General features: G+C 71.7%; 10 protein-coding genes. 7 read left to right on the forward strand and 3 right to left on the reverse strand.

Features of this window, described 5'->3' with window-relative positions; genetic code table 11:
* Nucleotides 1–138 precede the first annotated feature (138 nt).
* The 7 genes from ACFRIC_RS24430 (at nt 139) to ACFRIC_RS24460 (ending at nt 9,686) form a co-directional block, all read left to right on the forward strand.
* Nucleotides 139–903, forward strand: coding sequence for an IclR family transcriptional regulator (locus ACFRIC_RS24430; RefSeq protein WP_355774955.1), 765 nt, complete (start codon nt 139–141; stop codon nt 901–903).
* A gap of 463 nt (nt 904–1,366) precedes the next feature.
* Nucleotides 1,367–2,155 (forward strand): MIP/aquaporin family protein, encoded by a 789-nt coding sequence (locus ACFRIC_RS24435; RefSeq protein WP_382789217.1) that lies wholly within the window; start codon nt 1,367–1,369, stop codon nt 2,153–2,155.
* 116 nt (nt 2,156–2,271) lie between these two features.
* Nucleotides 2,272–3,810 (forward strand): glycerol kinase GlpK, encoded by a 1,539-nt coding sequence (gene glpK, locus ACFRIC_RS24440; RefSeq protein WP_382789220.1) that lies wholly within the window; start codon nt 2,272–2,274, stop codon nt 3,808–3,810.
* Nucleotides 3,811–3,829: 19 nt separating this feature from the next.
* Nucleotides 3,830–5,446, forward strand: a complete 1,617-nt coding sequence (locus tag ACFRIC_RS24445; protein WP_382789223.1) for an FAD-dependent oxidoreductase — start codon at nt 3,830–3,832, stop codon at nt 5,444–5,446.
* A gap of 294 nt (nt 5,447–5,740) precedes the next feature.
* Nucleotides 5,741–6,892 (forward strand): PAC2 family protein, encoded by a 1,152-nt coding sequence (locus ACFRIC_RS24450; RefSeq protein WP_382789226.1) that lies wholly within the window; start codon nt 5,741–5,743, stop codon nt 6,890–6,892.
* A gap of 318 nt (nt 6,893–7,210) precedes the next feature.
* A complete protein-coding gene (locus ACFRIC_RS24455; protein ID WP_382789228.1) occupies nt 7,211–8,959 on the forward strand; it encodes a S8 family peptidase in 1,749 nt (582 codons plus the stop codon).
* 64 nt (nt 8,960–9,023) lie between these two features.
* On the forward strand, nt 9,024–9,686 hold the full coding sequence (locus ACFRIC_RS24460) for a hypothetical protein (protein ID WP_382789231.1): 663 nt from the start codon (nt 9,024–9,026) through the stop codon (nt 9,684–9,686).
* A gap of 99 nt (nt 9,687–9,785) precedes the next feature.
* On the opposite strand, the gene mshC is transcribed toward ACFRIC_RS24460, so the two are convergent.
* From mshC to ACFRIC_RS24475, 3 genes are all read right to left on the reverse strand, one after another.
* On the reverse strand, nt 9,786–11,015 hold the full coding sequence (mshC, locus tag ACFRIC_RS24465) for a cysteine--1-D-myo-inosityl 2-amino-2-deoxy-alpha-D-glucopyranoside ligase (protein ID WP_382789234.1): 1,230 nt from the start codon (nt 11,013–11,015) through the stop codon (nt 9,786–9,788).
* Between the two features lie 94 nt (nt 11,016–11,109).
* The gene (locus tag ACFRIC_RS24470; RefSeq protein WP_382789237.1) at nt 11,110–11,937 is read right to left on the reverse strand and encodes an SCO1664 family protein; all 828 of its coding nucleotides are present in this window, start codon (nt 11,935–11,937) and stop codon (nt 11,110–11,112) included.
* Nucleotides 11,901–12,491, reverse strand: coding sequence for a DUF3090 domain-containing protein (locus ACFRIC_RS24475; protein ID WP_326788750.1), 591 nt, complete (start codon nt 12,489–12,491; stop codon nt 11,901–11,903). The genes ACFRIC_RS24470 and ACFRIC_RS24475 overlap by 37 nt, the downstream gene beginning before the upstream one ends.
* Nucleotides 12,492–12,536 lie beyond the last annotated feature (45 nt).

The raw sequence follows: 12,536 nt of genomic DNA on the forward strand, positions 1-12,536 counted from the left end.
GACGGCGGTGTGGAGACGGTCGGAACGCGGGGCGACGACCCATTGGCGGGAGCTCGGTGACGACCGGTAGTGTTCGACATTGCCGAACGGCTGCGGGCAGTCGCGCCGACGGTCGAAGGGGACGGAGGCAGCACGGCGATGGCACGGAACATCCAGTCGCTCGAACGGGCAGCGGCGATGCTGCGGCTGCTCGCGGGCGGCGAGCGACAGCTCGGCCTGTCGGACATCGCCTCCTCGCTCGGCCTGGCCAAGGGTACGGCCCATGGCATCCTGCGCACCCTCCAGCAGGAGGGGTTCGTCGAGCAGGACTCGGCCTCGGGGCGCTATCAGCTCGGCGCCGAGCTGCTGCGGCTGGGCACCACGTATCTCGACGTGCACGAACTGCGGGCGCGCGCCCTGGTGTGGACGGACGACCTGGCGCGCTCCAGCGGCGAGAGCGTCTATCTGGGCGTGCTGCACCAGCAGGGCGTGCTGATCGTGCACCACGTCTTCCGGCCCGACGACAGCCGCCAGGTGCTGGAGGTGGGGGCGATGCAGCCGCTGCACTCCACGGCCCTGGGCAAGGTGCTGTCCGCCTACGACCCGGTGGCGCACAGCGAGGTTCTGGAGGTCGAGCGCAAGCCGTTCACCCCGCGGACGATCAGCGAATTGGACGACTTCGAGGTCGTTCTCGACGTGACCCGCGCGCGGGGGTACGCGGAGGACGTCGAGGAGACGTGGACGGGTGTCGCCTCGGTCGCCGCCCCGATCCACAACCGGCGGCGCATGCCGGTCGGCGCGGTGGGCATCACCGGGGCCGTGGAGCGGGTGTGCAAGGACGGTGAGCTGCGTCCGGAGCTGATCGCCGCGGTACGCGACTGCGCCCGCGCGGTGTCGCGCGACCTGGGCGCGGGGCGGTTCTGACGCGAACGGCGTTCGCGGGGCCGTACCGGCGCGTACAGCGCCCTCGGGGCGGCCCCTGTGTGGGCACGCCCGGCCGGCGGTGCTGACGCGTCCGTCGCGCGGCGGTCTTTTTCACACACCTCGGTCCCGTTTTCGTACCGGGTGAGGGCCGGGGTCAGCTGGGTTCGAGGCCGGGAAGCGGAATGCTTCCCGGCCTCTTTCGCATGCCCTGCGACGTGCGGCGACGCATCGATAGCACACAGCAATCAATAACGATCGCGCTTTCGATAACCGAACCCTTGACGAGTCGACGAAGCGAGAGCAAGACTCCCGTCCATCGGTCGGCATTGTCGAACACCTACCGGCAATAAGCGTTAGGGTGTGCCAATGCCAGGGCCGACATCGCTCTCACTCCCCGAGAGCACGAACCACCGGTGGGACCCGGGGTTCGGCTTCCCCTGGACGAAGGACAAAGGAGTCGCGGGTGTCCAGCTCCGACATCTTCATCGGCGAGACCATCGGTACCGCCGTTCTCATCCTGCTCGGCGGTGGCGTGTGCGCCGCCGTCACGCTGAAGGCCTCCAAGGCGCGAGCCGCCGGATGGCTGGCCATCGCCTTCGGGTGGGGCTTCGCGGTCATGACCGCGGTCTACATCTCGGCGCCGCTCTCGGGCGCGCACCTCAACCCGGCCGTGAGCCTCGCCCTCGCGATCAAGGACGACGACTACAGCAACCTCGCCACCTACTGGGGCGGGCAGCTTCTCGGCGCCATGATCGGCGCGGTACTGGTCTGGGTGGCCTACTACGGCCAGTTCCTCGCGCACCTCACCGACAGCGAGATCGTCGGGGTTCCCGAGGAGAAGGTCGCGAAGGCCGTCGAGGCCGAGGAGGCGGCCGCCGGCCCGGTGCTCGGCGTCTTCTCCACCGGCCCCGAGATCCGCAACGCCGTGCAGAACCTCGCCACCGAGATCATCGGGACCGTCGTGCTGATCCTCGCGATCCTCACGCAGGGACTGAACAACAACGGCGACGGCCTCGGCGTCCTCGGCGCCCTGATCACCTCCTTCGTGGTGGTGAGCATCGGTCTCTCCCTCGGTGGCCCCACCGGCTACGCGATCAACCCGGCCCGTGACCTCGGTCCGCGCATCGTGCACGCCCTGCTCCCCCTGCCCAACAAGGGTGGTTCCGACTGGAGCTACGCCTGGATCCCGGTCGTCGGCCCGCTCATCGGCGGCGCGATCGCGGCAGGCATATACAACGTCGCCTTCGCCTAGGAGCCCCCGCTCCAGCACGCTTGGAAGCCGCGCCCCATGCACCATGAGCCGCACAGCACCGCTTTGAAGCACCGCGCCGTATACAGCCCCTCTCCCACGGAAACCAGGAGCACACCGTGACCGACGCACACACCGCCGGCCCCTTCATCGCCGCCATCGACCAGGGCACCACCTCGTCGCGCTGCATCGTCTTCGACCGCGACGGACGCATCGTCTCCGTCGACCAGAAGGAGCACGAGCAGATCTTCCCGAAGCCGGGCTGGGTCGAGCACGACGCCGCCGAGATCTGGACCAACGTCCAGGAGGTCGTCGCCGGGGCCATCTCGAAGGCCGGCATCACCCGTGACGACATCAAGGCCATCGGCATCACCAACCAGCGCGAGACCACGCTGCTGTGGGACAAGAACACCGGTGAGCCCGTCCACAACGCGCTCGTCTGGCAGGACACCCGCACCGACGCGCTGTGCAAGGAACTCGGCCGCAACGTCGGCCAGGACCGCTTCCGCCGCGAGACCGGCCTGCCCCTCGCGTCGTACTTCGCCGGCCCGAAGGCGCGCTGGCTGCTCGACAACGTCGAGGGCCTGCGCGAGCGCGCCGAGGCCGGGGACATCCTCTTCGGCACGATGGACACCTGGGTCATCTGGAACCTGACCGGTGGTCCCGACGGCGGCAAGCACGTCACCGACGTCACCAACGCCTCGCGCACCATGCTGATGAACCTGCACACCCTGGCCTGGGACGAGAAGATCGCCGAGTCGATCGGCGTCCCGCTGGCGATGCTGCCGGAGATCCGCTCCTCCGCCGAGGTGTACGGGGAGGTCACCGGCGGCCCGCTCGGCGAGCTGCTCGGCGGCATCCCGGTCGCCTCCGCGCTCGGCGACCAGCAGGCGGCCCTGTTCGGCCAGACCTGTTTCGCCGAGGGCGAGGCCAAGTCCACGTACGGCACCGGCACGTTCATGCTGATGAACACCGGTGACAAGATCATCAACTCGTACTCGGGCCTGCTGACCACGGTCGGCTACCGGATCGGCGACCAGGATCCGGTCTACGCCCTGGAAGGCTCCATCGCCGTCACCGGCTCGCTGGTGCAGTGGATGCGCGACCAGATGGGCCTGATCCAGTCCGCCGCCGAGATCGAGACCCTCGCGTCCTCGGTCGAGGACAACGGCGGCGCCTACTTCGTGCCGGCCTTCTCCGGTCTGTTCGCCCCGTACTGGCGTCCCGACGCCCGCGGTGTGATCGCCGGCCTGACCCGGTACGTCACCAAGGCGCACATCGCGCGCGCCGTCCTGGAGGCCACCGCCTGGCAGACCCGTGAGATCAGTGACGCCATGACCAAGGACTCCGGCGTCGAGCTCACGGCGCTCAAGGTCGACGGCGGCATGACCTCCAACAACCTGCTGATGCAGACCCTGGCCGACGTCCTGGACGCCCCCGTGGTGCGCCCGATGGTCGCCGAGACCACCTGCCTCGGCGCCGCCTACGCCGCCGGTCTGGCCGTCGGCTTCTGGACCAACACCGAGGACCTGCGCGCCAACTGGCGCCGGGCCGCGGAATGGACCCCCAACATGGCCGCGGACGTCCGCGACCGTGAGTACAAGAGCTGGCTCAAGGCCGTCGAGCGGACCATGGGCTGGATCGAAGACGAGAACTGACGAGGAGTAAGAACCCGCAATGACCAGCCAGTCCACCCTGCAGTCCGTGCCTGCCCTCGGTACGCACCCGGCCTCCGGCTCCAACCCGAGCCGCGCCGAGACCCGGGAGCAGCTCTCCAAGGCGACGTACGACCTTCTCGTCATCGGCGGCGGCATCCTGGGCATCTCCACCGCCTGGCACGCCGCGCAGTCCGGGCTGCGGGTGGCTCTGGTCGACGCCGGCGACTTCGCCGGCGCCACCTCCTCCGCGTCCTCCAAGCTCCTCCACGGCGGGCTGCGCTACCTGCAGACCGGCGCGGTGAAGCTGGTGGCGGAGAACCACTTCGAGCGCCGTGCGGTCTCCCGCCAGGTGGCACCCCACCTGGCGAATCCGCTCACGTTCTACCTCCCCGTGTACAAGGGCGGGCCGCACGGCGCGGCGAAGCTCGGGGCGGGCGTCTTCGCCTACTCCGCGCTGTCGGCGTTCGGTGACGGCGTCGGACACCTGCTCAGCCCCTCCAAGGCCGCGCAGGACGTGCCCGAGCTGCGCACCGACAACCTCAAGGCCGTGGCCGTGTACGGCGACGACCAGATGAACGACTCCCGCATGGCCCTCATGACGGTCCGCGCCGCCGTCGAGTCGGGGGCCGCGGTCCTGAACCACGCCGAGGTCACGGGCCTGCGCTTCACCCGGGGCCGGGTGACGGGCGCGGAGCTGCGGGACCGGCTGTCCGGCGACGAGTTCGGCGTGAACGCCCGTCTCGTGCTGAACGCGACCGGCCCGTGGGTCGACCACCTGCGCAAGCTGGAGGACCCGAACGCGGCGCCGTCGATCCGGCTGTCCAAGGGCGCGCACCTGGTCCTCAAGCGCACCTCTCCGTGGAAGGCCGCGCTGGCCACCCCGATCGACAAGTACCGCATCACCTTCGCCCTCCCCTGGGAGGACATGCTGCTGCTCGGCACCACCGACGAGGAGTACGAGGGCGACCCGGCGGACGTCGCGGTCACCGAGAAGGACACGGCGCAGATACTCGACGAGGCCGCGTTCTCCATCCGCGACCAGCAGCTCTCGCGCGACCTGATCACCTACTCCTTCGCGGGCCTGCGGGTGCTGCCGGGCGGTCCCGGCGACACGTCGAAGGCCAAGCGCGAGACGGTCGTCACGGAGGGCCGCGGCGGCATGCTGTCCGTCGCGGGCGGCAAGTGGACCACCTTCCGGCACATCGGCCGGACCGTCATGAAGAAGCTGGAGGCGCTGCCGGGCCGGCCGCTCGGCGAGGACTTCGAGCCGATCTCGGAGCTGCCGCGCAAGCTGCCGCTCCCGGGTGTCGCCAACCCGCGCGCGGTCGCCCACCGCCTGCTGGTGGACGGTCCCGCGCCCGGTCCGCGCATGGCCGCCGACACGGCCCGGCACCTCGCCACCCACTACGGCTCGCTGGCCTTCGACATCGCCCGGCTGGCGAACGAGAACCCGGCGCTCGGCGAGCGCGTCCACCCCGACGCACCGGAGATCTGGGCACAGGTCGTCTACGCCCGGGACAACGAGTGGGCCGAGACGGCGGACGACGTGCTGCGCCGCCGTACGACGCTGACGATCCGGGGTCTGGCCACGGACGAGGTCCGCGGCAGGGTGCAGGACCTGCTCGACGGCAAGTAGGCCTCCACGGACGGGTGAGGGGCGGCTCCCACGGGGGGTGCCGCCCCTCACCCCTGTGGTGGGCGCCCGCGTGCTCCGAGGCCGTCTCCCGCACGGCAACGCCGATGGCGGGCGGACGAGTTGGCGGGCGGCGGCCCGGACGGGCGGGTGCGGCGCGGTGGCGGGCTCGCGTGTTTCCGGGCCTTCGACGGGGCAGTGATCCGTTCACTCCCCCGTGCAAGGGGGCTGCGGAGGTCCCCTCGGCACGCCGTAAGGTTGAGGCGTACGCGAGGGCAGATCGGAAGGAGGCGCTGGGTGATCGAGCTGGAGGGGGTTCCCGAGCTGATCGACCCAGTCATGGTGGCCGCGTTCGAGGGCTGGAACGACGCCGGCGACGCCGCCTCCGCCGCGGTCGCGCACCTGGACCGGGAATGGAAGGGCGAGGTGTTCGCGGCGCTGGACGCCGAGGACTACTACGACTTCCAGGTGAACCGCCCCACCGTGTTCCTGGACGGTGGCGTACGCAAGATCACCTGGCCGACCACGCGTCTGTCGGTGGTCCGGATCGGCGGCGAGAAGCCGCGCGACCTGGTGCTGGTCCGGGGCATCGAGCCGTCGATGCGCTGGCGCTCGTTCTGCAACGAACTGCTCGGCTTCGCGCACGAACTGGGCGTGGAGCTGGTGGTGATCCTGGGCGCGCTGCTCGGCGACACCCCGCACACCCGTCCGGTGCCGGTCAGCGGTGTCACCTCGGACTCCGACCTGGCCCGCACGATGGATCTGGAGGAGACCAAGTACGAGGGCCCCACGGGCATCGTCGGCATCCTCCAGGAGGCGTGCACGCACGCGGGCGTACCCGCCGTGTCCCTGTGGGCGGCCGTACCGCACTACGTGTCTCAGCCGCCCAACCCGAAGGCGACGCTGGCGCTGCTGAACCGTCTGGAAGACCTCATCGACCTGCGCATCCCGCTGGGCGAGCTGCCCGAGGACGCGCGGGCCTGGCAGCTCGGCGTCGACCAGCTCGCCGCCGAGGACAGTGAGGTCGCCGAGTACGTGCAGACGCTGGAGGAGGCCCGGGACACCGCCGAGCTGCCGGAGGCGTCCGGCGAGGCCATCGCCCGCGAGTTCGAGCGTTATCTGCGCCGCAGGGACGGCGGCGGACCGACGGCCGGTTCTCCGGGCCACGCGACGGAGAGCGGCGAGCCGGCCTCGTACCTCCGTGACACCCCCGGCGGCCGCTCCCGGCCACCGCTGCCCCAGCGCCCGGAGTCGGAGGCCGGACAGGACACCGGGGCCGGGGAACCGCTGAAGGCGACGGACGACGGCGCCGGCGCGGACGCGCAGGACCGCGCACCGGGCTCCGAGGACTCCCCGGGCCCTTCGGACACGCCCGGCACGCCGGGATCCGGGCCCGGGTCCGGTGACACGCCGGACACCTCGGACGGGACGGACTCCTCCGAGAGCTGAACTCCCGGCCGAGCCGCGGGGATCGAGGACACGGCCCGACGGGCCGGGAAGGGGCGGTACGCGTCACGCGCGTACCGCCCCTTCCGCGTGTCCGGACGCCGCTGCCGTCCCACCACACCCCATCCGCCTCCTTGGCCTTTGGCGTGAATGCGGCGTGACATCTGTTTCAGGACGGATTGCACACGTTGCCCAATTCAACTTGTTCCCAAACCAAGTTGGCGAATTCGGGGTGGACGGGATGCCGGGGGCGTGCCAGGTTGTGCGGCGTACGGCACACGCAGGGACCGGCACCCCAGGGATCGAAGGGAGCGGTACGCGATGACCGACCAGGTACAGCCGGCGCGAGGCCCGGGAACGACCGGGCCGGGGCCCGACGGAGCCGGATTCACCTACCGAGGAGCCGAGCAGGAGCTGATCGTCGTCGCCCGTCCGGAGGCCAGGCTGCGCGCCGGGGCCGAGGGCGTGCGGTCGGCGGCGGGCGCCGACGTCTCCGCCCTCGACATGTTCCTCAGCGACGAACAGCTCGTCCTGGAGCCGCTGTTCGGCAGCGAGGACCGGCTCCGGCAGTCCACGGAGGCGGGCACCGGCAGCGGGCCCGACCTCGCGCTGTTCTACCGGCTGCGCGGCGCGCGCAGCCGCGCCCAGGAGCTGCGGGCCCGGATCGCCGCGCTGCCGGGCATCGACGCGGCGTACGTGAAGCCCGGTGCCGTTCCCGCGGCACCGGAACCGGCGGCGTGGACCGGCCGGAGCGCCGACGAGGGCCGGCGGCTGAAGGAGGGGGCGCCGGTCACCCCCGACTTCACCAGCAGGCAGGGCTACCTGCGCCCGGCACCCGAGGGCGTCGACGCGTACTGGGCGTGGCAGCGGCCGGGCGGTGCGGGCCGGGGCGTCACGGTGATCGACGTCGAGGGTGCCTGGCAGCTCGGGCACGAGGACCTGGCGTCGAAGCTCGCCGGGGTGGTCGTGGGCACGCCGCACACGGACCTCGCCTGGCGCAACCACGGCACCGCGGTCATCGGCGTGATCGGCGGGGACCGCAACGAGCACGGGATCACCGGCATCGCGCCGGAGGCCGTGACGGCGGCCGCGTCGTTCCGGGGCATCGGGACGGCCGCGGCGATCCACGCGGCGGCGGAGCGGCTGGGCCCCGGCGACATCGTCCTCGTCGAACTGCACGCTCCGGGGCCCCGGTTCGACTTCGAGGAGCGCGACAGCCAGGAGGGCTACATCACGCTGGAGTGGTGGCCCGACGACTTCGCGGCCATCCAGGACGCGACCTCCCGGGGCATCCTCGTGGTGGCGGCCGCCGGCAACGGCGGCGAGTCGCTGGACGACGCGCTCTACGAACGCCGGCCGGCGGAGTTCCCCGAGTGGTGGCGCAATCCCTTCAACCCCTCCAACCCGTCCTCCGGGGCGATCCTGGTCGGCGCGGGCGCGCCGCCGCCCGGCACCCACGGCCGCGACCACGGGCCGGACCGTTCACGGCTCGCGTTCTCCAACTACGGCGCCCGCGTGGACGCCCAGGGCTGGGGACGCGAGGTCACGACCACCGGTGGCTTCTGGGACCGGCCCGGCGATCTGCAGGGCGGGGCCGAGGAGATCACCTGGTACACGGACACGTTCTCGGGGACGTCTTCCGCCTCCCCGGTGGTGGTCGGCGCCCTGGCCGCGCTGCAGGGCATGCTCAAGGCCGCGGGCCGGCCACCGATGTCCTCGGAACGTGCGCGCGTCCTGCTGCGGGGCACGGGTTCCCCGCAGCAGGACGCGCCGGGCCGGCCCGCGTCCCAGCGGATCGGCAGCCGGCCCGACATCAAGGCGGCGGTGACCCGGCTGCTGCCGGAGGCGGTCGGCTCGGGCCGCGCCGAGCGGTACTGGGACGAGCTGCTGCCGTATCCGCACGAACTCCCGCCGAGGCTCCGGCTGTACGTGTCCGGCGCCTGGCGCAACCTCGACCGGCCGTCCGCCGAGATCCGGCAGGCGGTGCACGCCGCCTTCGCGGCGGGACGGCCCGATGTACGGGTCTGGTTCTCGGACGACGAGATCGTCGGCCTGGTCGTCACGGGCTGAGGACGTGGTCCCACCGGACCGGGACGGAACGCAACCAACCACGGATGGAAGGTGGCACCCCCGCATGAGCGTGATCCCGCAGATGAGCCAGCAAGGGCAGCAGGGACAGCAGCAGTACCCGAGCACGTCGCCCTACCAGCAGCAGTACCCGAGCACGTCGCCGTACCAGCAGCAGGGCATCGCCCAACAGCAGCCGTTCGGGCAGCAGACGCCGTTCGGGCAGCAGATGGGCATCGGCCAGCAGATGCCCATCGGTCAGCAGATGCCGGCCGATCAGACGCAGACGGGGCAGCAGTTCCAGCAGCCCTTCGACCGGCACGAGATCGGGCAGCAGGTTCCGCAGCACCTGCAGCAGCAGCTCCAGCAGCTCGGCCGGCAGCAGCCGTTCCAGCAACTGCTCCAGCAGCTCGGCGGGCAGCAGCACCAGAGCCAGCAGATCCAGCAGATCCAGCAGATCCAGCAGGGTGAGCCGATGATCCTGCCGAGCGCCGTCGAGGCCCGGGCGCTGGCCATCGGCACGGCCCAGCACTTCCAGGACGTCGTGACCCCGCTCCCGGGCCAGCCGCGGGCGCTGTACCTGTTCATCGACAACGGCTGGCGCCGCCTCGTGCACCCCGACCCCGTCACCCATGACGTGGTCCAGAGGGCCTTCGCCTTCGGGCAGCAGGTCCACGGGATCTACGACACCGGTACCGGCGCCCTCCAGTCCGTCATCGTGACCAGGTAGGCGCGGGGCTCCAGGAACACGAAGAGTGCCGGGCGGAGGATCTCCGCCCGGCACTCGGGTGTCCCGCCGCGCTCGTGGGAGCGCGGCAGGACAGGGGTTCTACAGCGCGACGCCGAGAAGGGCGTCGACGGCCCGCGAGACGACGCCGGGGGCGCCCTCGTCCGTGCCGCCCGTCTCGTGCTGGAGCGCGGCCCAGCGGTCGACCGCGGCGAGCGCGGCCGGTGCGTCGAGGTCCTCGGAGAGCGCGGCGCGGATCTCCTCGACGAGCGCGTCGGCGGACGGCCCGTCGGGACGCGACACCGCGGCCCGCCAGTCCTCCAGGCGCGCGACGGCCTCCTCCAGGACGGCGTCCGTCCACTCCCAGTCGGACCGGTAGTGGTGCGCGAGCAGCGCCAGCCGGATGGCGGCGGGGTCGACCCCGTCACGCCGCAGCCGGGACACGAAGACGAGGTTTCCCTTGGACTTCGACATCTTCTCGCCGTCCAGGGCAACCATGCCGGCGTGGACGTACGCCTTGGCCATGGGGAACTCGCCGGTCAGCACCTGGGCGTGCGAGGCGCCCATCTCGTGGTGCGGGAAGGCGAGGTCGGAGCCGCCGCCCTGGACGTCGAAGCCCATGCCGAGGTGGTCGAGGGCGATGGCGACGCACTCGATGTGCCAGCCGGGACGGCCGCGGCCCAGTGAGCCGCCGTCCCAGCTCGGCTCGCCCTCGCGGGCGGCCATCCACAGCATCGGGTCGAGGGGGTTCTTCTTGCCGGGCCGGTCCGGGTCGCCGCCGCGTTCGGCGGAGAGCAGGCGCATCGTGGCGGCGTCCAGGTTGGACACCTTGCCGAAGTCGGGGTCGGCCTCGACGGAGAAGTACACGTCGCCTTCGAGTTCGTAGGCGGCTCCGGCGTCCCGCAGCCGCTCGACGAGCGGCACGATGCCGGGTATCGCCTCGACGGCGCCTATGTAGTGGCGCGGCGGCAGCATCCGCAGGGCGGTCATGTCCTCGCGGAAGAGGGCGGTCTCCTTCTCGGCGAGTCCCACCCAGTCGACGCCGTCGCGCTCGGCCCGCTCCAGCAGCGGGTCGTCGACGTCCGTCACGTTCTGGACGTAGTGAACCTGCCGCTTGGTGTCGAGCCACACGCGCTGCACGAGGTCGAACGCGTTGTAGGTCGCCGCGTGTCCCATGTGGGTGGCGTCGTACGGCGTGATGCCGCACACGTAGATACGGGCGACGGGACCGGGGGCAAGGGTGACGAGCCCACCGGTCGCGGTGTCGTGGATCCGGAGGTCGCGGCCCTCACCAGGCAGGGCGGGGACCTCAGAAGCGGGCCAGGCATACATGTCATGAGCGTAACCGGACGGGACTTCCGGATACGAACTGGGCATGGATCGAGGGCGGTGGGACCGTGTCGTACGGTGCGGACGCGGCGGCGCGCTACACCGGAGGCCAGGGGATCGCGGGCCAGTCACCGCTCGGCTCCGGGTGTCTTCCGGAGGCCAGCATGCCCTCGACGCGCGCCCGGGTGGCCTCGATCTCGGCCGGGGTGACGAGTTCGGCCAGGCGGGTGGCCAGGGGTGTGCCCGGGGCCAGGGCCTCGCGCAGGGTGGCCAGGACCTGGAGGGCCTCGTCCGTGAGCGGCTCGCCCGCCCATCCCCACAGCAGGGTGCGCAGCTTGTTCTCGGCGTTGAAGGTGACCCCGTGGTCGATGCCGTAGAGGCGGCCCTCCTCCGCGGGCAGCAGATGGCCGCCCTTGCGGTCGGCGTTGTTGATCACGGCGTCGAGGACGGCGAGCCGTCGCAGCCGGACGTCGTCGGCGTGCACGAGCAGCGCCGTCTCGCCCTCGCCGACCTCGGCGAATCCGATGGCCTTCCAGCCCTCGGCGGGCTCCTCGCCCGGCACGAGCGCGAGCAGCCCGTCCCCGTCCTCGGTGGCGGAGGGCTCGATCCACATCTGGCACATGCCCTCGCCGTACGGTCCGTCGCGCAGCACGGTGGGGGGCACGAGCCCCCAGCCGGTCGCCTCGGAGACCTCGTAGGCGGCGACCTCGCGCTGGGCGAGCGTGCCGTCGGGGAAGTCCCACAGCGGCCGTTCCCCGGCGACGGGCTTGTAGACGCAGAAGGCCTCATGGCCCTCGTAGGACACGGAGCAGTAGAGCACCGCGTTGGAGGCCTCGCGGATCCGTCCGCGTACCTTCAGCTCGCCCCGGGCGAGCAGCTCGGCGGTCGTCACGCTCCGCGGCGGTATCCGTTCTGGCGCGGACATACGTGTCCTTCCGGGTCGAGCGGGAGGCTGCACAGCGGGCAGGGGGGCCGGCCGGCGTTGACGACGTCGAGGGCCCGTTTGGCGAAGGCGCGGGCCTGGGCTCCGGTGAGCCGGACGCGGAGCATGGGCGGCCCGTTCTCCTCGTCCTGGAGCAGCCGCTCCTCGGCCTCGGCGAGGTCCTCGTCGGACTCCGCCTCGACCTCCACGAGGGCCTGCGCCTCGACGATCATGCGCTGTTCCTCGCCGTCCCAGGCCAGTGCCATGGTGCCGACGCGGAACTCCTCCTCCACGGGGGTGTCGAGGGGGGCGGTGTCGGAGACCTCGGTGGGGGCCATGGCCGGGACCGGGGCGCTGCCTCCGGTGCGCCGGACGACCTCGTCCAGGAGTTCGTCCATGCGCTCGGCGAGCGCGGCGACCTGGGTCTTCTCCAGGGCCACACTCGTCACCCGGGGGCCGGAGGATGCCTGCAGGAAGAAGGTACGGCGTCCGGGCAACCCGACCGTACCGGCCACGAAGCGGTCCGGGGGGTCGTAGAGGAACACCTGACGGGACACGTCCTGTCTCCATTGAATCGGCAGGGGAGCCGGCCGGCCATCGGC

This window comes from Streptomyces sp. NPDC056738, assembly GCF_042790435.1.
Taxonomy (GTDB): Bacteria; Actinomycetota; Actinomycetes; order Streptomycetales; family Streptomycetaceae; genus Streptomyces.